This is a genomic window from Silicimonas lutimaris (assembly GCF_047314965.1).
Lineage (GTDB): Bacteria > Pseudomonadota > Alphaproteobacteria > Rhodobacterales > Rhodobacteraceae > JAVJUV01.
Map to the genome: position 1 here is coordinate 175180 of NZ_JBLBVK010000058.1, position 20190 is coordinate 195369.

18 protein-coding genes are annotated in these 20190 nt (G+C 63.4%); 8 read left to right on the plus strand and 10 right to left on the minus strand.

All coding sequences use genetic code 11. The features are described from left to right. Nucleotides 1-90: 90 nt before the first annotated feature. Nucleotides 91-381: a hypothetical protein gene (locus ACKLNI_RS20495; RefSeq protein WP_413721136.1), complete on the plus strand. Its 291-nt coding sequence runs from the start codon at nt 91-93 to the stop codon at nt 379-381. Here ACKLNI_RS20495 and ACKLNI_RS20500 read toward each other — a convergent pair. The 5 genes from ACKLNI_RS20500 to ACKLNI_RS20520 all read right to left on the minus strand — a co-directional run bounded on the left by ACKLNI_RS20500 (nt 378) and on the right by ACKLNI_RS20520 (nt 7561). Next, entirely contained in the window at nt 378-1925 is a 1548-nt protein-coding gene (locus ACKLNI_RS20500) for a Ppx/GppA family phosphatase (protein WP_413720969.1), read from the minus strand. The genes ACKLNI_RS20495 and ACKLNI_RS20500 overlap by 4 nt on opposite strands. A gap of 81 nt (nt 1926-2006) precedes the next feature. Further along, nucleotides 2007-3437, minus strand: coding sequence for a cardiolipin synthase (cls, locus tag ACKLNI_RS20505; protein WP_413720970.1), 1431 nt, complete (start codon nt 3435-3437; stop codon nt 2007-2009). A 71-nt stretch (nt 3438-3508) separates the two neighbouring features. Continuing rightward, the gene (locus ACKLNI_RS20510) at nt 3509-5686 is read right to left on the minus strand and encodes an RNA degradosome polyphosphate kinase (RefSeq protein ID WP_413720971.1); all 2178 of its coding nucleotides are present in this window, start codon (nt 5684-5686) and stop codon (nt 3509-3511) included. Nucleotides 5687-5736: 50 nt separating this feature from the next. Beyond that, the gene (locus ACKLNI_RS20515; protein ID WP_413720972.1) at nt 5737-6408 is read right to left on the minus strand and encodes a P-loop NTPase family protein; all 672 of its coding nucleotides are present in this window, start codon (nt 6406-6408) and stop codon (nt 5737-5739) included. An 85-nt stretch (nt 6409-6493) separates the two neighbouring features. After that, nucleotides 6494-7561, minus strand: coding sequence for an AI-2E family transporter (locus tag ACKLNI_RS20520; protein ID WP_413720973.1), 1068 nt, complete (start codon nt 7559-7561; stop codon nt 6494-6496). Between the two features lie 223 nt (nt 7562-7784). Between ACKLNI_RS20520 and proS the strand changes: the two genes are divergently transcribed. The 4 genes from proS (at nt 7785) to ACKLNI_RS20540 (ending at nt 12486) form a co-directional block, all read left to right on the plus strand. Next, nucleotides 7785-9119, plus strand: a complete 1335-nt coding sequence (gene proS / locus ACKLNI_RS20525; RefSeq protein WP_413720974.1) for a proline--tRNA ligase — start codon at nt 7785-7787, stop codon at nt 9117-9119. Between the two features lie 3 nt (nt 9120-9122). Beyond that, complete coding sequence (locus ACKLNI_RS20530) at nt 9123-9845, plus strand: ThuA domain-containing protein (RefSeq protein ID WP_413720975.1); 723 nt, start codon at nt 9123-9125, stop codon at nt 9843-9845. A 228-nt stretch (nt 9846-10073) separates the two neighbouring features. Beyond that, the gene (locus tag ACKLNI_RS20535) at nt 10074-11609 is read left to right on the plus strand and encodes a trimethylamine methyltransferase family protein (RefSeq protein ID WP_413720976.1); all 1536 of its coding nucleotides are present in this window, start codon (nt 10074-10076) and stop codon (nt 11607-11609) included. Between the two features lie 55 nt (nt 11610-11664). After that, nucleotides 11665-12486 (plus strand): enoyl-CoA hydratase-related protein, encoded by an 822-nt coding sequence (locus ACKLNI_RS20540; RefSeq protein ID WP_413720977.1) that lies wholly within the window; start codon nt 11665-11667, stop codon nt 12484-12486. A 94-nt stretch (nt 12487-12580) separates the two neighbouring features. On the opposite strand, the gene ACKLNI_RS20545 is transcribed toward ACKLNI_RS20540, so the two are convergent. Next, complete coding sequence (locus tag ACKLNI_RS20545; RefSeq protein ID WP_413720978.1) at nt 12581-14056, minus strand: NAD-dependent succinate-semialdehyde dehydrogenase; 1476 nt, start codon at nt 14054-14056, stop codon at nt 12581-12583. 81 nt (nt 14057-14137) lie between these two features. On the opposite strand from ACKLNI_RS20545, the gene ACKLNI_RS20550 reads away from it, so the two are divergent. Next, on the plus strand, nt 14138-14929 hold the full coding sequence (locus ACKLNI_RS20550; protein ID WP_413720979.1) for an alpha/beta hydrolase: 792 nt from the start codon (nt 14138-14140) through the stop codon (nt 14927-14929). Between the two features lie 83 nt (nt 14930-15012). On the opposite strand, the gene ACKLNI_RS20555 is transcribed toward ACKLNI_RS20550, so the two are convergent. Together ACKLNI_RS20555 and ACKLNI_RS20560 are read right to left on the minus strand one after the other, a co-directional pair. Continuing rightward, nucleotides 15013-15990, minus strand: a complete 978-nt coding sequence (locus ACKLNI_RS20555) for a P1 family peptidase (protein WP_413720980.1) — start codon at nt 15988-15990, stop codon at nt 15013-15015. Then, nucleotides 15987-16334 (minus strand): hypothetical protein, encoded by a 348-nt coding sequence (locus ACKLNI_RS20560; protein ID WP_413720981.1) that lies wholly within the window; start codon nt 16332-16334, stop codon nt 15987-15989. The genes ACKLNI_RS20555 and ACKLNI_RS20560 overlap by 4 nt, the downstream gene beginning before the upstream one ends. A 155-nt stretch (nt 16335-16489) precedes the next feature. Between ACKLNI_RS20560 and ACKLNI_RS20565 the strand changes: the two genes are divergently transcribed. Further along, the gene (locus tag ACKLNI_RS20565) at nt 16490-17119 is read left to right on the plus strand and encodes a DUF1523 family protein (protein WP_413720982.1); all 630 of its coding nucleotides are present in this window, start codon (nt 16490-16492) and stop codon (nt 17117-17119) included. Nucleotides 17120-17147: 28 nt separating this feature from the next. After that, nucleotides 17148-18077, plus strand: coding sequence for an SMP-30/gluconolactonase/LRE family protein (locus ACKLNI_RS20570; RefSeq protein WP_413720983.1), 930 nt, complete (start codon nt 17148-17150; stop codon nt 18075-18077). A gap of 67 nt (nt 18078-18144) precedes the next feature. Here ACKLNI_RS20570 and ACKLNI_RS20575 read toward each other — a convergent pair whose 3' ends face one another. Together ACKLNI_RS20575 and ACKLNI_RS20580 are read right to left on the minus strand one after the other, a co-directional pair. After that, a complete protein-coding gene (locus ACKLNI_RS20575; RefSeq protein WP_413720984.1) occupies nt 18145-18873 on the minus strand; it encodes a VPLPA-CTERM sorting domain-containing protein in 729 nt (242 codons plus the stop codon). A 337-nt stretch (nt 18874-19210) separates the two neighbouring features. After that, nucleotides 19211-20152, minus strand: coding sequence for an Acg family FMN-binding oxidoreductase (locus tag ACKLNI_RS20580; protein ID WP_413720985.1), 942 nt, complete (start codon nt 20150-20152; stop codon nt 19211-19213). Nucleotides 20153-20190: the final 38 nt, after the last annotated feature.

The following is a 20190-nucleotide window of genomic DNA, read 5'->3' on the forward strand; positions in this document are numbered from 1 at the left end:
TACACCCTGAATTGGCTCATCAGACCTTGAATCCAATCCAAATGCGGCAAATGGAAGACAGGAGTTGGACCAATGTGCTACACTTTTCCAATGCGAATTTTGAGCTTGATACTGGCCCTCTGCCTTGCGTTCCCTGCCCACGCCCAGGATGATCAGCCCCAGGGCCGCGACCTCATGGGCGAAGCGCTTCGTCTCTTCATGAAGGGCCTGATGGCCGAGATGGAACCGGCGCTCGACGATCTGGGCAATCTTCTCGACAATCTCGACGCCTATCACCCGCCCGAAGTGCTGCCGAACGGAGATATCATCATCCGTCGCAAGACGCCTCTCGAGAAAGACCTGGAAGACGAGATCGGGGAAGAGGGCGAGGTCGAGCTCTAGCGCCCTTTCACGACGACCTCGACGCCGCCAAGAGCCTCGGCCAGCGACGTCAGCCGTGCCTCCGCGACCTCTCCGAAAAGCCCGCGCGTACCGGGCGCAAGATGCAGCTCCAGCACCTTTTTCTTCGGGAAATACCTGAGCGACCCCATCGTCTCGTTCTCCGAGGCCGTCAGCATGGCGCCGAAACGCAGCGCCTTGCCCAGGATCTCGGCCCGTTTGAGATCGTCCTCCTCCAGAAGGTCGAAAAGCTCGTGAAACGGCGAGCCGTCTCGGTTGTTCTTGTAGCGATGCAGAAGCGCGACACCGAGGAAGATCCGCTCCCGGTGGCTCATCCCGCCAAGATTCGCCCGGGTCACTTCGTCGAAACAGACTTCGTGGCGATAGTCGGGATGCGCGCGCCAGCTGACGTCGTGCAGCAAGCAGGCCGCCTTGATCAGGCGTTGCTCGGGGGCGTTCCGCGCGGTGAACAGCGGTAGCACGAATTCGTAGAGCCTCTTGCCGAACCCGGGCATCCGCGCGTCCTTTGCCTCGGCAAAGCGGCAGGCTTCGATCAGCGGGTCACGGTCCCGCAGACGCTGAGGCATCTGCTCGTAGAGCATACCCTCGCGGATGCCATAGCTCGACACGGCGATGTCATGGGGCTTGAAGGTGCGGATCATGTGCTTCAGCACCTGCGCCGCCAGCGGCACAAGGTCCATCCGGCTTTCGCCAAGTCCGGTGCGCAGGCGCAGTTCGTTCAGATCGCTGTCCTCGATATACTCGATCGTCGCGTTCACCGCCTTGCGGCTCATCTGGTACTCGTGAAGCACATAAAGCGGATAGCCGCGCCGCTCCATGTCGATCCGTGCGATCGCGCGCCACGAACCGCCGACAAGAAATAGGCGGTCTGGCTGCGGCCCCATGATCTCGGCCAACTTGCCGATCTCTTCCTGCAGGTGCTTCTTCAGGGCCTTCTTGCCGCCCTTCACGGTCTTCAGGCGCTGCGGCCCTAGTTTCGATGAGACCCGCTTGCCCACCTGGCCGTCGTGCAGTTCGGCCAGTTCCATGGACGAGCCGCCGATATCGCAGACAAGCCCGTAGGCGCCCGGCCAGCCAAGCAGCACACCCTGCGCGGACAGCCGCGCTTCCTCTTCTCCGTCGATGACCCAAAGGCGGAGGCCGGTCTCACGCAACACGTCCTCCCTGAACGCGGGACCGTCCTCCGCCTCGCGCACCGCGGCAGTGGCCACTGCCGTCAGCGGTGCGATTCCCATATTTTCCGCCAGAAGCTGGAACCTTTTCAAGGCCGACATGGCGCGAAGCTTGCCTTCCGGATTAAGACATCCGGTTTCCGCAAGCCCGGCACCAAGCCCGGCCATGACCTTTTCGTTGAAGAAATACGCTGGCGACCGTGCTGCGCCGTCGAAGACGACAAGGCGCACCGAGTTCGACCCGACATCGACAACGCCCACGCGAGAAAGCGCCCGCGCCGACGGGTCGTCGAATAGAGGCCGTCCGAACGGTCCCCAGTCCTCGGTCGTGGCGGCGTCGCCGCGTCCGTCCATGCATATCCCCCCGGAAGATTGCACCGGGACATTGCACAGCGTGGGGCAATGGGTCAATGCCGGGCTTGGACTTTGGAAGGGTTAGAGAACCGGCCCCATCATTGCGACGGCATTGTACCAGGCGCGCCGGAACCGGGACCAGGCCATCACCTCTTCCAGCGACACTTCGCGGGACTCGTCGAGATAGGTATCCTGCCGGCCACGGATCTCGGCCGTCAGCGCGACGTCCTCCAGAAGGATGTTGTTCTCGTAGTTCAGGTCGAAACTCCGCCTGTCGAGGTTCGCCGAGCCGATCAGTGAGACCTTGCCATCCACCGTCATCGACTTCGTGTGCAAAAGGCCGCTGCGGTACTCGAAAATGCGAACGCCGGCCTCCAGCAGTTCGGGATAGTAACTGCGGCTCGCAGGGGCAACGACCGGGGAATCGTTGCGCTCCGGCAGGATGAGAACGGTTTCCACGCCGCGCCGTGCCGTGGTGCACAGCGCAGCCTGCATCGACTCCGAAGGCACGTAATAGGGGGTGGTCACCACCAGTTCGCTGCGCGCCGAATGGATGAGCACTTCGAACATCTCGGGCATCGCCGACGAACGCACGGTCGGCCCGGTGCCGACCACCTGGGCAATGATGCCCGGATCGGCCTGCGCAGGCGGCACGGACTGGAGAAGGTCGCTCAGGTCCTCGCCGGAATGGACCATCCAGTCCTCGGCGAAGAGCTTCTGGTTCTGCAGTGCGACCGGGCCCTCGAACCTGACCATCAGGTCCACCCAGGGGGCGAATTTCGGCTTGATGCGGAACTCGGGATCGGCGCAGTTCTGGCTGCCGCAATAGGTGACCGTCCCATCCACGACGACGATCTTGCGGTGATTGCGCAGGTCGACCCGTCCCCGGATCGGGTGAAGAAGCGGCTGGTCCACGGGAAGCGCGCGGGCAAGGCGCACTCCGGCGGCCTCCATGCGCTTCCAGTCCTCGGACCGAATCATCTTCCGCGATCCCAGGTCGTCGGCCATGGCGCGCACCGTCACGCCGCGCTTCGCGGCACGGCAGGCGGCATCGACGATTTTCAGACCGTTCGTGTCCGACAGCCAGATATAGAACAGCATGTGGACGTGGTCCTGCGCGGCATCCATGTCTGCCACGATGGCATCGATTGCAGAATTCGAATCGGGCAGCAGCCGGGCCGTGTTGCCTGCGGAGGCGCTGAATCCGCTGATCGAGGTACCCGTCCGGAACAGGTGGTCGTGCTCAGGGCTGGCGGGTGGCACCCGGGCAGCGCCGGTTCGCAGCTGATCCGCAACGCGCTGATAGGCGCGGATGCGTTTCCACCCGATATTCGTCTCGCCGAACAGGACATATGCGCCAATCCCAACTGCGGGCAGCACGAGGATGACGAGGATCCATGCAACGCGGGAAGACGGCTCACGATTCGGTCTGAGCAGGGCGCGCAGGACGAATGAGGTGACCAGCGAGAGGTGCAGCAGCACGCCTGCCACGAGGATCAGCAGTGATGCCATGCCGTCAAACTTCGCCTTCTCTCGATCCGGGTCCCAGTATTGCCGTTTCGCCTGCGCAGGTCGAGTGCCTGCTAGTCGTCGCTATGGGTCAGCTCCGGCACATCCGAGGCCCCGGCTGATCCGCGGCCGGACAGGCTGGGGTTCTCCATGAAGAACCGATGGCAGTTGAACGGTGTCTCGCCCTCGGGCGCGGCGGGCCGATGGAACGATCCGTCCGGCGACATGATCCAGCTTTGCGCCACGTCGGCCATGTTTGCGGCCATGATCTGCGCAACGATCTGCGCCTTCACGGTCGGGTTCGTGCATTCGACCAGGGTTTCCACCCGGCGCACGAGGTTCCGGCCCATCCAGTCGGCGGACGAGATATAGACCCGCGCCTTCTTGTGGGGCAGGCCGTGGCCCGCGCCGAAACAGACGATGCGGCTATGCTCCAGGAAGCGGCCCACGATCGACTTGACCCGGATGTTATCGCTCAAACCCTTGATGCCGGGTCGCAGCCCGCAGATGCCGCGGATCACGAGGTTGATCTTCACGCCGGCCTGGCTGGCCAGGTAGAGGGCGTCGATCACGTCGGGATCGATCAGCGAGTTCATCTTGGCCCAGATTTCCGCAGGCCGTCCCGCCAGCGCGTATTCGGCCTCCTCGGCGATGCGCGTCAGCAGCGTGTCCTTCAGCGAGATCGGCGAGATCGCGAGGTTTTCCATTCCCTCGGGCTGGGCATAGCCCGACAGGTAGTTGAAGACCTTGGTCGCATCGCGCCCCAGCGCGGCGTCGCATGTGAAAAGGCTGAGGTCGGTGTAAATCTTCGCCGTGATCGGGTGATAGTTGCCAGTGCCGAAATGGGTATAGGTCACCAGCTCACCGCCCTCGCGGCGCACCACGGTCGAGATCTTGGCGTGCGTCTTGTAGTTCAGGAAGCCATAGACCACATGCGCGCCCGCGCGCTCCAGCCGGCGAGACTGCCGGATATTCGCAGCCTCGTCGAACCGCGCCTTCAGTTCCACCAGCGCCACGACCGACTTGCCGTCCTCTGCAGCCTCGCAAAGCGCGTCGACGATCGGGCTGTCGCGGCTGGTCCGGTACAGTGTCTGCTTGATCGCCACCACGTTCGGGTCCGCCGCCGCCTGCTTCAGGAAGCGGATGACCATGTCGAAGGTCTCGTAGGGGTGGTGCAGCAGCATGTCCTTCTGACGGATCGCCGCGAACATGTCGCCTTCATGGTCCTGAACCCGTTCGGGAACCCGCGGCGTGAACGACGGCCACAGAAGATCGGGCCGGCTCTCCAGCACCAGTTCCTTCAGATCGGCAAGGCCGATCATGCCGCCTAGTTCGATCACCTCCTGCTCGTTCACTTCCAGCTCTTCCATGATCACCCTGCGCAGCCCCTTTGGCGCACCGGCCGACATGGTAAGCCGGACGACCTCGCCCCGGCGCCGCCGCTTCAGGGCGACCTCGAACTCGCGCACAAGATCCTCGGCCTCGTCCTCGACTTCCAGGTCGCTGTCCCTCAGCACCCGGAACGAGCAATGCCCCGTCATCCTGTAGCCGGGGAACAGGCGGCCCAGATGCAGGAGCAGAACTTCCTCCAGGCGTATGAAACGGGACTGGCCAGAGGGATCGGGCAGCGGAATGAAGCGATCGACCTGCGCCGGGATCGGCAACAGCGCGCGCAGCGGGCGCTTGTCCGATTTGCGCTCCAGCTCGAGCGCCAGAGAATATCCCTCGTTCGGGATGAACGGAAACGGGTGTGCAGGGTCGATGGCCAGCGGAGACAGGATCGGAAAGACCTGCGTCAGGAAGACCTGGTCCAGATAGGCCTCGTCCTCCGGCGTCAGCGCGTCACGGTTCAACAGCGAGATTCCCGCCGCGGCCATCTCCTCCATCAAACCGCGCAGCACGACCTGCTGGCGTTCCAGCAACTGGCGCGCATCGGCGTTGATCAGCACAAGCTGTTCGGCCGGGCTCAGCCCGTCGGCGGCGGGCGTGGTGTTTCCGGCCTGTGCCAGTTCGCGCAGGCCGGCGACGCGCACCGTGTAGAATTCGTCAAGGTTGGTGGCCGAGATCGACAGGAACCGCAGACGCTCCAGAAGGGGGACGCGGGTGTTTTCGGCCTCTTCCAGAACACGCCAGTTGAACGCCAGCCATGAAAGTTCGCGATTCATGAACCGGTCGGGCCCTGAAAAGTCCTTGCCTTTCAGTATTTTCGGCGCCGGAAAGGGCGCGTTCAGAAAGTCCGTTTCAACAGTCATGATTGCCGATGTGAAAGGAAAATGTGACGTGAGAATGACAACTATCGCGCTTATTCGGGTGGATTGTCCAGAGCGCGCCTGGCCAGGTCTCGGGTCACGGGTCGCTTCTCGGCCAGGGCCGCCGCGTCAAGGCGGGCGACGGCCCGTTGCGCCGCGGCGAACGAACGGTCGATCCGCGCCACCAGCCAGGCGATCAGGTTCGGCGACACCTCGACCTGCCGATCGGCGAACAGCTTGACCAGAACCGCTGACAGCAGCGCGTCGTCGGGCTCATCGATGTGGACGACCTCGGCTGCCTCAAGCCGGCTCTTCAGATCCGGCAGCGCGACGGCCCAGCGGGCCGGCGCGCGGCGGGCCACCAGCAGAAGGGGCAGACCCGTTGACGCCAGGTGGTTGTGCAGGTGGAACAGCGCCTCTTCGACCTCGGGCGGCAGCGCGGCGGTGTCGGCGACTTCGATGGCCAGAGGCGTCGCGACCCCGGTGACGTCAAGACCGGTCAACGCCGCCATGTCCAGCACCCGGCCGCCCTCGGCTTCGGCCCAGACGTGGGCGAGGTGCGATTTTCCCGCGCCCTCGGGGCCCACAAGCGCCAGCTTGCCACGCGTCCATCCCGCGGTGTCCTCCAGCCGCGCGACGGCCATCGCGTTCGCGTCCGAGACGAAGAAATCGCCGCGGTCCCGCGACGTCTTCACGGGCAGGTCGAAGACAAGTTGCCTGGTCATACGCGGGCAGGTCCCGTGAACGGGCTGAAACAGCAGAGGCACGTCTCACAGGGCGCCGTCTCGATCTGGTCACCGGTCAGCACCATTACTCCGCGTCCTCTTCGGACACCCCCCGGTAAAGGCGGCTGCTTTTGTACTGCGCTATGGCAAAGCGGGTGAGGACGCCGAGTGCGGCCGCAACCGGGACGGCGACCAGAAGGCCGACGAACCCGAAAAGCGCCCCGAAGGCCGACAAGGCGAAGATCAGCCAGACGGGATGCAGTCCCACCGACGAGCCCACCATCCGCGGCGTCAGGATATTCCCTTCGACGAACTGGCCCGACTGGAAGATCGCCCAGACCAGCAGGATCCACAGCCAGTCACCCCAGAACTGGAACAGCGCCAGACCGATCGCCAGAAGCCCGCCGACCAGCGCGCCGACATAGGGGATGAACGTCAGGGCGCCAGCGATAAAGCCGACGACCAGCCCGAAATTCAGGCCGACCACCATCAGCGCCACGGCATAATATGTGCCGAGGATCAGGCAGACGGTACCCTGGCCACGGACGAACCCTGCCATCGTCTTGTCGATCTCTCCGGCCAGCTTGCGGACAATCGGCGCATGATCGCGCGGCAACAGCCCATCGACGCGCGCCACAATGTCGTCCCAGTCGTATAGAAGGTAGAACGCCACGATGGGCACCAAGATGAAAAGGACGATCGCGTTCACGATGCCGCTGAACGAGGCCAGAACGGTATTCAGCAATTCGCCGCCCTTCGACTGGATCGTTTCGCCCACGGATGCCAGCGAACGCCGGAGCGTGGACGACGAATCCATCAGTTCAGGGAAGCGGTCGGTCAGGAATGTCTGAAGGCGCTGCGCGATCTGCGGGACCGCCTCGATCAGGGCGGCGGTCTGCGAGACAAGCAGCGGTACGATCAGCAGTGCGAGAATCACGAAGATCAGGATCGCGAAAAAGGTGATGATCCCGACCGCCAGCGCGCGAGAGCATCCAAGCCGCTCCAGCCGGTCCGCGACAGGGTCAAGGAAATAGGCGATCGCCGCGCCCAGAACGAAGGGCAGGATCACGTCGCCCAGCGTCCAGAGAATCACGAAAAAGACCGCTGCCGCGATTCCCCAGTATTTCGCTTGTTTCCGGACGGGCAGGGCCATGCGGGAGTCCCTCGTACTGTGTGCCTAGGTTTTCGCAGGCGCTGGCGCAGGGTGCAAGGGGCGGCGCTTGCCGGATCGCGCAGCCGCAGCGTTCCGGTGTCCTGCACCTGCCATACGTTTTGCCGACAGGTCGCCGACGCTTTGCCGACAGGTCTTTCGCCCGCTTGCCTGCCTCACGCCGATAGCCTAGACCGACCTGACCCACACCCGAACGAGAAGACAAATGCGCCTGACCCGCTACTTCCTCCCCGTCCTCAAGGAAACGCCCGCCGAGGCGCAGATCGTGTCGCACCGCTACATGCTGCGCGCGGGCATGATCAAACAGGCTTCCGCCGGCATCTATTCCTGGTTGCCCCTCGGCTACAAGGTGCTGAGAAACATCGAGAATATCGTCCACGAGGAGCAGGTTCGCGCGGGCCATATCCCGATGCTGATGCCCACGCTGCAATCGGCCGATCTCTGGCGCGAGTCCGGTCGCTACGACGACTACGGGCAAGAGATGTTGCGGATCAAGGACCGGCACGACCGCGACATGCTCTACGGTCCCACGAACGAAGAGCTGATCACCGATATCTTCCGCTCTTATGTCAAGAGTTACAGGGACTTGCCGCTCACTCTTTATCATATCCAGTGGAAGTTCCGCGACGAGATCCGTCCCCGGTTCGGGGTGATGCGTGGTCGGGAATTCCTGATGAAGGACGGCTACAATTTCGACCTCACCAAGGAAGACGCGCTGCACGCCTACAATCGCCATCTGGTCAGCTACCTGCGCACCTACGAGCGCATGGGGCTTCAGGCGATCCCGATGCGCGCCGATTCCGGTCCCATCGGCGGCGAAGACACCCATGAATTCCTCGTCCTGGCCGAAACGGGCGAGTCCGAGGTGTTCTACGACAGTGCCATCACCGACCTGAAGTTCGGCGACCGCGAGATCGACTACGACAGCCACGCCCAGTGCCGCGCGGTTCTCGAGGAATTCACCTCGCGTTACGCCCGCACCGACGAAACCCACGACGAAGCGGTGTTCAACCAGATCCCCGAAGAGCGCCGCCGCAGCGCGCGCGGGATCGAGGTTGGCCAGATTTTCTATTTCGGAACAAAGTACTCCGAGCCGATGGGCGCCGTGGTGCAGGGTCCCGACGGCCAGCAGGTTCCGGTGCACATGGGCAGCCACGGCATCGGCGTCAGCCGTCTTCTGGGCGCGATCATCGAGGCCAGCCATGATGACAAGGGGATCATCTGGCCCGAGGGCGTCACACCGTTCCATGTCGGTATCGTGAACCTGCGCCAGGGCGATGCGTCGACCGACGCGGCCTGCGAAGGCCTGTACAAGGCCCTGACCGACAAGGGGCTCGAGCCGCTCTACGACGATCGCGACGAGCGGGCGGGCGGTAAGTTCGCCACGATGGACCTGATCGGTCTGCCCTGGCGGATCACTGTCGGGCCGCGTGGCCTGGACAAGGGCGTGGTCGAACTGACCTCACGTCGGACAGGCGAGAGCGAGGAAATGTCTCCCGAAGCAGCCGCGGACCGGATCGCGCAGATTTACGGAGTTTGAAGAATGGCCGGCAAGGCACTGATAACATGGGGCGGTTGGGAAGGTCACGAACCCGAAAAAGTCGCCGCTCTTTTCCGTGCCATGCTGGAAGATGCCGGGATGCAGGTCACCGTTACCGACAGCGTGGCCTGCTTCGACGAGGCCGACAGCTTGCGCGATTACGATCTCATCGTTCCGGTCTGGACCATGTCCGAGCTTACTCGTCAGGCGGCGATCAACGTCTCCGAAGCGGTCTCGCGCGGCACGGGTCTTGCCGGGTGCCACGGCGGCATGTGTGACGCGTTCCGGTCGAACGTCCTCTGGCAATGCATGACCGGCGCCAACTGGGTCTCGCATCCCGGCGGGGATGGTGTGAATTACACCGTGAAAATCGTTGATCCGGAACATGAATTGGTCTCGGGAATTGGCGATTTCGAGGTGTCGACAGAGCAGTACTATCTGCACGTCGACCCGGCCAACCACGTGCTTGCCACCACCCGTTTCCCGACAGTCACCTGGTATCACAGCCCGAACGGTCCGGTGGACATGCCGGTGGCGTGGACGCGCCGCTGGGGCCTTGGCCGCGTGTACTACAACTCGCTTGGTCACAAGGCCGGCGTGATTGCCGAGGGTCCGGCACACGAAATGCTCCGGCGGGGCCTGCTCTGGGCAGCAGAGGGCAAGGCGGCAGCGCGTGCCACCGGCGAAAGCCACGCCGACTACGCTTCGGAAGGCAGCCACTTCTGATCGGTCGGCATCGCCCGAAACCGACGCTTCCTTTGGCGCAAACGCGACAGATCCGTTGCCCTACAACGCTAGCCTTCCAGAAAAGGGAGGAGATGCGGGCGTGTCCGGAGATCAGTGGCGCATCGATATCGTGGATCGAACGATCGGGGCGGATCGCGGGCGAGCAGCGCGAGGTGGTCCGTTGGGTTGAACGAAGATAATTCCAGTTTCAACTCAAGGATCCCATAAATGACCCAGAATACCCGCCGTCAGGGTGGCCGCGCCGCCCGCCAGGCCCTTCGCGCCGCACCGCTTGCCCAGGATTTGAGGCCGATCCGGCCCGGACTTTCCGGCGGCAGCTTTGGCCCGCTCTCTCCCGCCGACCAGCAGGCAATCCACCGGACCGCGCTTCGCGCGCTGGAAGAGATCGGTCTGGCCGATGCTCCGAAATCCGGGATCGAGATACTTACCGGAGCCGGCGCGATCCTTGGCGAGGATGGCCGTATCCGTTTCCCGCCGGCGCTGGTGGAGGACATGCTGGCAAAGGCGGCCCGCGGGATCACGCTTCATGGCCGCGATCCGGCGCATGACATGCACCTTACCGGGCATCGGGTGCACTACGGAACGGCCGGAGCGGCGGTTCACCTCGTCGATGCGGTAACGCAGGATTACGCGGAATCCACCCTTCAGGACATCCACGACGCGGCCCGGATCGTCGAAAAGCTGGACAACGTCCACTTCCTGCAGCGCCCGATGGTCGCCCGCGATCTGCCGGACAATTTCGAGTTGGATATCAACACGCTCTACGCCTGTGCGACGGGTACGAGCAAACACATCGGAACCTCGTTCACCGAAGCGGCCAACGTGCCCGAATGCCTCGCTCTCGCCTACGCGATCTCGGGCGGCGAAGAGGCTTTCCGGGCACGGCCCTTCGTGTCGAACTCCAATTGCTTCGTCGTGCCGCCGATGAAGTTCGCGACGGAATCCTGCGAGGTGATGGAAGCCTGCATCCGGGGCGGCATGCCTGTCCTGCTGCTGTCGGCCGGTATGGCGGGCGCGACCGCGCCGGCGACGCTCGCTGGCGCCATCGCACAGTCGGTCGCCGAATGCCTGGCCGGCGTCGTCTACGTGAACGCCCTCTCTGAGGGTCACCCCGCCATCTTCGGGACCTGGCCCTTCGTCGTCGACCTGCGCACCGGAGCCATGTCGATCGGTTCGGGAGAGCAGGCGCTTCTGACCTCCGGCTGTGCCCAGATGCACCGCTTCTACGATCTGCCAGGCGGCGCCGCCGCTGGCGCCTCTGATTCCAAGCTCCCCGACATGCAGGCGGGCTGGGAGCAGATGTGCTCAAACGTCATGGCCGGGCTTTCGGGCCTGAACATGGTCTACGAGGCCGCCGGCATGCACGCATCTCTTCTCGGCTTCTGCCATGAAAGCCTGATTCTGGGTGATGACATCATCGGTCAGGCCATGCGCTGCGTGAAAGGCATCGAGGTCAACGATGAGACCCTCGCTCTCGAGGCGATGCGTCAGGTCTGCCTTGGGGGTCCCGGTCACTATCTCGGCGTCGGGGATACCCTGGCGCGTATGGAAACCGATTACGTCTATCCGCGCTTCGGCGACCGGACCAGCCCCAAGGAATGGGCCGAGAAAGGCAAGCCCGACCTCGTGCTGAAAGCCCGCGCGCGGAAAGAGGCGATCCTGTCCGAACCCAGCCGTGCCGCGCTCGACCCGCTCCAGGATCAGCAGATCCGCCGCCGCTTCCCAATCCGTCTCCCGCTCTGAACTGGCTCTTCCCGGCACTTCGGTGCAGAATGGCACCGTCCAAAGGAGCAAACGCATGACCGAACCCGTCAGGGCCGCGCGGCCCGAAGACACCATGGCTGTCAGAAGCGAGATCTCCGGTGCAGTCCTCTGGCTGACGCTGGCGCGGCCTGACCGTGGAAATGCACTCTCGCGCGCCACGATGCAGGAGTTGACCCGCGCGCTCAAGGTGGCCGAAGCCGACAGCGCGGTCCGGGTCATCGTCATCGCTGCCGAGGGACGGATATTTTCGGCGGGCCACGATATTTTCGAGATGGAGCCGGGCGGCGGCGAGGCCGCGGCCCGCGCGGCGCAGCGCGAAGTCCTCGAAGTGTGCCGCGATCTCATGCTGACGATCATGCGGCTGGACAAGCCGGTGATCGCCTCCGTCCAGGGGATCGCGACGGCCGGTGGCGCGCAACTCGTCTCGGCCTGCGATATGGCGGTGGCCGCAGAAAGCGCGCGGTTCTGCACGCCCGGCGTCAACTTCGGCGGTTTCTGCACCACCCCGCTCATCGGGATCGGTCGAAACATCCACCGCAAGCACGCGATGGAGATGGCCCTGACCGGCGACCTGTTCAGCGCCGGGGATGCCTATCGCTTCGGTCTGGTGAACCGCGTGGTGCCCGACGATCTCCTGCGCGCCGAGACCGAGGCGCTGGCCCGGAACATCGCCCGCCGCGGCCCCGAGGGCATCCGGCAAGGCAAGGCGGCCTTCTACGCTCAGGCGGAAATGCCGATCGACGACGCCTATATCCTGGCCATCGACAAGATGATCGACGCCTGTGCCTGCGATGACGCGCGCGAGGGTCTCGCGGCGCTTCAGCGCAAGGAAAAGCCCCGGTGGGACCGGGACTGATCACAAACTGCTCGACTGAGATTTCCCATTCTTCCTGGGCGAAATACGGCGGGGGTCCGGGGGCGGCGCCCCCGGTCCTTCGACCGCAAGACCGTCAGACGCTCATGCAGATGTATTTCATCTCAAGGTAGTCCTCGATCCCGTGCCGCGATCCTTCTCGGCCGAGACCCGACTGCTTGACGCCACCGAACGGCGCCACTTCGGTCGAGATGATCCCGGTGTTCACGCCGACCATTCCGTATTCCAGCGCCTCGGCGACCTTGTAGACGCGGGACAGGTCCCGTGCATAGAAGTAGGACGCCAGCCCGAAGATCGTATCGTTTGCCATTTCAATGACTTCGTCCTCGTCCCTGAACCTGAACAGGGGCGCCAGGGGGCCGAAGGTTTCTTCCTTCGACACCTTCATATCCTGCGTCACGCCGGTCACGATCGTCGGTTCGAAGAACAGGCCGCCCAAGGCATGTTCCGCGCCACCATAGGCCACGGTGCCGCCCTTGGCCTTTGCGTCTTCCAGATGCTCGCGCACCTTGGCGACCGCGGCGGGTTCGATCAGCGGACCGAGATCCGCGCCCTCCAGTCCGTCGCCGACCTTCATCTGCGCCAGCCTTTTTCCAAGCTTCTCGGCAAAGGCGTCATAGACCCCGTCCTGCACGTAGATCCGGTTTGCGCAGACGCAGGTCTGGCCGTTGTTGCGGAACTTGCAGAGGATCGCGCCCTCTACGGCAGCGTCGAGATCCGCATCGTCGAAGACGATGAAGGGCGCGTTCCCGCCAAGTTCCATCGAGCATTTCATCACCTGGTCCGCTGCCTGGCGAAGCAGGATGCGGCCGACCTCGGTCGACCCCGTGAACGAGAGCTTGCGCACCATGTGGTTCTCGCAGAATTCCTTGCCGATTTCCGAGGCGGCCTCCGAGGGCAATACGGAAAAGACGCCTTTCGGTATGCCGGCGCGGTCGGCCAGTACGCCAAGCGCCAGGGCCGAGAGCGGCGTCTGCGATGCAGGCCGGACAAGGAAGGCGCATCCGGCCGCCAGCGCCGGCGCGGCCTTGCGTGCAATCATCGCGTTCGGGAAATTCCATGGCGTGATCGCGGCGGCGACACCGATCGGCTGCTTGATCACCGTCAGGCGCTTGTCCGCCTGATGTCCCGGAATGGTCTCGCCATAGATGCGCTTGGCCTCCTCGGCAAACCATTCGACGAAAGAGGCGCCATAGGCGATTTCGCCTTTCGCCTCTGCAAGAGGCTTGCCCTGTTCGGCCGTAAGGATGGTGGCAAGGTCGTCCGCGTTCGCCATCATCAGGTCGAACCATTTCCGAAGGATGTTCGCGCGCTCCTTGGCCGTGCGCGCCGCCCATTCTTTCTGGGCGGAATAGGCAACGTCGATGGCCGTGGCCACCTGCGCGCGGTCGAGGTCGGCCACGTGGGCGATCACGTCGCCGCGGGCCGGGTTGGTCACCTCGAAAGTTCCGCCGCCTGCGCCATCCGTCCATTCGCCGGCCAGATAGGCTTGTGTTGCCAGAAGGTCCGGGTCTTTCAGAAGGGAGCGGAGGTCGGTTTTCGTATCGAGCATGGGTTGGGTCCTTTCTCTGGCCATCAGCCTCGGATCGTGGTTTTTCGTAGCTATAGATCCGCGTACTGCCAGAGGACAGGGATGAAGAACGATATTGCCTACAACAACGTGGATTTCATTCCAGGCGGCCCGGCCTATCCCGAACGCTGGGAGGAAGAAGCACGCGCCTGGCGCGAACGTGAGGCGGCGGTTGGGCGTGCGCGGCTGAATCATGCTTACGGTCCCGCAGAGCGCCAGAAAATGGACGTGTTTCATCCGGCCGGACGTGCCGAGGGCCTCGTCGTCTTCGTGCATGGTGGATATTGGCTGCGATTTCACCGGCATTTCTGGTCGCATTTTTCCGAAGGTCTGACTCACCGGGGCTGGGCGGTTGCGATGCCGTCCTACACGCTGGCGCCCGAGGCGCGGATCTCGGACATCACGCGGGAGATCGCGCGCGCCGTCGAGGTCGCGGCGGCGCTCGTGCCGGGACCGATGCGCCTCACGGGACATTCGGCGGGCGGTCATCTTATGTCGCGGATGCTCTGCCAGGATGTCGTGCTGGAGTCAGGGACGCGTGCGCGTCTCGAGCGCGCGGTTCCCATTTCGCCGGTCGGGGATCTGCGCCCGCTTCTGGACACTTCCATGAACGAAGGATTGCAGCTGGACGAGGCGGAAGCCGAGGCGGAAAGCCCGGTACTTCATCCCGCGCCGGATGTTCCCGTGACGGTCTGGGTGGGTGCAGACGAGCGCCCGGTCTTTCTGGATCAGGCGCGCTGGCTGGCCGAGGCCTGGGGGGCGGAGCACCGGATCGCGCCCGGACGGCACCATTTCGACGTGATCGACGAGTTGCGCGAGGCGGGCAGTCCCCTCGTCAACGCGATTCTGAGTTGAGGTTTCGCCTGCCTGCGGCAGGCGACCCGCCGGGGGATTTCATCCCCCGGGTCCCCTGAAAGTATTTTCGGCCAAGAGGAAGATCAGCCGAAGGTCTGCCGCCATGTCGGCACACGGTCTTCCGGGGCGGGAAGGGCATGAAACACGGCCCGCCCGATCGCACGGGCCAGGCACGTGGCGGCGGCGTGGCCCAGGAGAAGGCGATCCGTATCGTTCATGTCGTGCTGACCGGTCGAAGCGGCAAAGACAAGATCGCCATCCATGGGCGTGTGCGCCGGTACGATGGCCCGCGCCATGCCGTCATGCGCCGCCGTTGCAAGGCGTGTCGCCTCGGCCTTGGTCAGTCGCGCGTCTGTCGCGACGACGGCGATGGTCGTGTTGGCGGCGCTGAACAGCTTTGTCCGTGGCGAAGGGGCTGGATCGGGCGCTGGGCCAAGGCCGCCGAACTCGTCGTCTTGCTCGAAGGGCGCCGCCCAGAAATGGGGTCCGTCGCCGACGGTGACCTGCCCAAGCGCGTTCACCGCAACGAGGGCGCCCACGGTCACGCCCGAGGCAAGCACCGCCGACGCGCTGCCGATGCCGCCTTTCAGTCCGGCGACCGTTGCTCCCGTTCCGGCACCGTGGCTGCCAAGCTCGATTTCGCTCCGGCGCGCCCTGTAGGCCTGCAGTCCCAATTCCGGATACGGGTTCTGCGCCCAGTCCTTGTCGCCGCCATTCGCCAGGTCGAAGAGGATCGCCGCCGGCACGATCGGCACCCGGTGACCGGCGGCTTCGAACCCGCGACCGTCTCCGGCCAGTCCCTCCATGACGCCGTCCGCGGCCGCGAGCCCGAAGGCCGAGCCGCCGGATAGTACAAGAGCATCGACAGCGGGCACCATCGCATCCGGACGCAGCAGGTCTGTTTCCCGCGTGCCGGGCGCGCCGCCCATCACGTGAACGCCTGTGACCATCGGCCCGTCACCGACGACGACGGTCACCCCCGACTTCCGACGCAGGTCCGTCGCCTGGCCAACGCTCAGGCCCGCGACATCCGTGATCAGGTTAGCCGGTCCCGGCCTCAAAGCCGAAGCTCGGATGGTTCGATCAGGCTTCCCGCGAATTTTCCGAGCAGGCGCAAGGGGGAATGTTCGGGCGGAAACCGGGGATTGGCCGTAAGAGCCGAGGGACGCAGAATAACGGCCGTATCGTCGCCAGCCTGCATCGCTTGGATCCTCGCCACGATCTGAGGCCGGAAATAATGGGCCAGCCTGACATCGGCCGCTTCCCGAATGACATCGACATCCGCAAGATCGAAGTCCAGGCCGAAATCATCGGCCGCGTCCTTCAGGGCGACAAAGGCCAGGGGCTGACTTTGGAAGGATCCCGAAAGTACTGTCAGAAGCACGGGCACGCGCGCGCCAGCCATCTTTTCCCCCAATCGTGCCGCTCGCCGGGCGCAATCAATTCGGCGAGAATGGCTTCAAGCAATTAAAAAGGCATCTTGCACGCAAAAACGGTTTCAGGGAACCCCTTGCGGGAAGGGGCGCGGGCGTCCTATCTCGAAGGGGAAAGGGGCACGTCATGACTTATCTCAAGTGGACCATCAGGATCCTTCTCTTGCTGATCGTGGGCGGGTTCCTGCACTACAACCTGCCGGACCGCGATATCGTGCGGATCGTGAACACCGAAGTGCGGCGGGTCGATTTCGGAATGAACTCCGTCTTCTGGCAGAATTCCGGTGCGGGAGATTCGGTGTCGGCGATCAACAGGGACGTCTTTTTCATCGAGACGATCCGGCCAGATGGAAGCCCGCTGGTCTTCCGGAACGAGGACACGGGCTGGGGCTGGCCGCCGTATTTCAAGTTCGATACGGCCGATCTGCAGACCCAGGCGAAGAACCTTGAATCGACCGAGGCCAGTCCACAATGGGTCGCAGTCCGGCACTATGGCTGGCGAAGCACGCTGATCTCGATCTTCCCCAACGCGACGTCACTGAAACCGGTCGCCAGCCCGGATGTCCGGCTTATCCCCTGGTTCAACATCGTGTTCCTGGTCATCCTTGTGGCTATTCTGGCGACGATATGGCGTCTTTGGCTGAATTTCCGCCGCGCCCGCATCGACCCGGTCCTTGAAGATATTGACGAAGGTGTGGATGCGGCGCAGGGGCGGGCGGGCGCGTTTCTTGACCGGGTATTCGGCAAACGCCGATAGGGACGGGCCATCTGGGAGGAAGAAAGAGATGTGGGAACAGACCGAAAGCTATCCTGACCCCCGGGTCGAGATCATCGATGAGCGTTTCGCCGACCTGGTCGTTACGCATGCGGCCGTCGAGCGGCTCTATACCGGTCTGCGCTGGGGTGAGGGACCGGTATGGTTCGGCGATCAGCGATGCCTTCTCTTCAGCGATATCCCGAACAGCCGAATGCTCAAATGGGAAGAGGAGACCGGCGCGGTCTCGGTTTTTCGCCGTGGCCCCTTCACCAATGGCAACACTCGTGACCGCCAGGGGCGACTGGTCTCCTGCGAGCACGGACCGCGCCGGGTGACCCGGACCGAACTGGACGGAAGCATCACCGTCATAGCCGACAGCTATGACGGCAAGCGGCTGAACTCTCCGAACGATGTCGTGGTGAAGTCGGACGGATCGATCTGGTTCACCGATCCTTTCTTTGGAATTCGCGATTACTACGAGGGCTACAAGGCCGAACCCGAGCTTCCGACAAGCGTTTACCGTGTCGATCCGTCGGGCGAGATCGCGGCTGTCATCACCGACATTCCACTTCCCAATGGTCTGGCATTTTCACCTGATGAATCAAGGCTCTACGTCGTACAATCCGGTGTTCCGCGCGGCATTCACGTCTACGACGTGACGCCGGACGGGCAGGGCGTTGCAAATGGCCGTCGGCTGATCGAGGCGGGTGACAAGGGCGCGCCCGACGGTTTCCGGCTCGATACGCTCGGCAACCTCTGGTGCGGCTGGGGCGTGGGCGAGGGGTTGAACGGTGTACGCGTGTTCGACCCGGAGGGCACGGTGCTGGGTCACATTCACCTGCCGGAGCGCTGCGCCAACGTGGTCTTCGGCGGCCAGCACCGGACACGGCTGTTCATGACCGCCAGCCAGTCGCTGTATTCGATCTATGTCAGGGTTCAGGGCGTCGGCTACGCCTGAGCAAAACCGCAGGCGTAGCGACAGTTGATGTTGCGATCTCCTCCCGGCGGAGGAGGTGGCAAAGGCCTCAGGCCGTTTGTTTGCGCCGGCGCATGGCGGCGAAACCGCCGAGACCTGCCATCAACAGAAGGCTGCTTGCGGGCAGAGGCACTTCGCTGACGCTGATGTCATCGATGGAGAAACCATCGTTCAGGCGCAGCGTCTGGAGGTCTGATTTGTAGTTCGTGAAGAACAGCGTCGCGCTGCTGAAGGCGCCACCCAGGTCAATCTCGACAAGCTTCTGCGCTCCATTCGCCAGACCGCTCAGGACCGTCATCGTGCCGCCGAGATCAAGAACCATGCGGGCGCCCACATCCGTGGCATCAGCCAACGAAAAGACGATACGGTCAAACATCGACCCGCCAAGTGAAATGTCCCAACGGATGCCATAGGTGTCGTTGCTGTCCAGAAACTTGTCGTCGGCGCGGTCTCCGGTCAATGCGGCCGTCGTGCTGACCCTTCCATAGACATTGCCGTCCCGGACGGCCAGCAAGGAGCCATCATTGGCGAAGCCTGCTCCGGTCACTGTGCCGCCCGATCCTGTGCCCCCAAGTGTCGAGAAGCTTCCAACCGAAGTGGAAAACCCATCGGCCACGTTGCCTTCACTGAAGGATTCAAAATCCTCGGTTACCACGCTGCCGAACGTGTCGACGACGGCTTCGTAAGCACTCTTGTCAAAGGATGAAACGGAGATTGTTGCGGCTGATGCAGGTGCCGCAAAGGCAGCCAGCGCCAAAATACATATGGATTTCTTCATGTTACCCACCTTACCAATTAACATTCGGGTGCTATCAGGACGGCGCCTTCAAAGCCATCTCAAATAGGTGAACAATTGGTTTCGGTATGTGCGAGAGTATCGGCCAGCCGATGCGCTTGTGCTCTTTGGCGCGGGAAGGAGACTTCGGCGCCGGCAATGAATTCCAGAGCAGGAGCCCCGTTGGGTCGGCGGCCGTTTCCCCGACCAGTCGGCGCTGTGATTGATCCTTTGCGTACTTCGCGCAGGAGGCCAGACAGCCGGTGTGTCCGGTCCATGTCCGGGGTCAGGCGCTGGCAGCGCCCAACAGATCGTCCCGGAGAGAGGGTCCGCGTACGCTCTAGCCCGATCGGGGCTTGATGACCTCTTCCAACGGGCGTCGAACTGCTGCCGGCAAACTGTCGCCAGGATAACCAAGGCGCATGAGTATCTGAGGAACGCTATTTCCCGCGCACAGGCTGGCAAGCCGTTGTCTCAGGTCCGGTGTCTGCACCGGTTGGTTAAGGTAGGATGCCTGAAGGCCGAACGCCGCGGCTGTCAACAGCACCCGTTCCAGCGCCTGACCTGCCGCGAGCCGATTGGCAACGTCATCCGCCGGGATGGTCAATACGGCAAGCAGCGGAGAGTTCTCTGCCAGATCACTGTCTTTCGCGCCGATACCTCCGCCCATGTCGAAACTACGCACCACGATCTGTGCGGCAGGTACGGCAAGCCAGGGTAACGAAAGACCGTCGCCCTTCCGTCTGGGATGCATCCATTGTGCAAGCTCACGCCGCCAACTCGGGTTCGACCATTGGATCGCATCGCCTTCGGCCACGAGACGTGCCGCGGCTTTGCGCGTGTCCTCGCTGATCAGGGGAACAAGTCGTGCGCCCTCCACATCGGCGGCAGCAAGAAGCGCAGTCACCACATCGTCGGGTATGGTCTTTGGCAGGAAACGCTTGCGGTAGGTGCGCCGTTCCGAAATCGCCTCTGCCAGCCCTGCAAGTTCCTGATCTGCAGGGCCGGACAAGCTCACTTCGGCAAGGACGTCTTCGTCCTCTTCATCGGGGAGTAGGGATACATTGGCTCCAAGCCCCTCTTTTGCCGCCGCCGCCCGAAGGTTCAGCAAGGCGCATCCGCAACTGATGACAAGTTCCCGGTCGTCCGGATCGTTCACCGGGAGCGCCCGCGTCCGATCGGCAATCAGCCGAAGTTCCGAATCTCCAAGTTCAAATATCCACGGTTGGGTATTGTGGCTCGAGGGAGCGAGAACCGCTCTGCCTACCAGTCTTTCGATCAAGTCTCGGTCAAACATATGTGGTTTCGGTGTTGGACGGT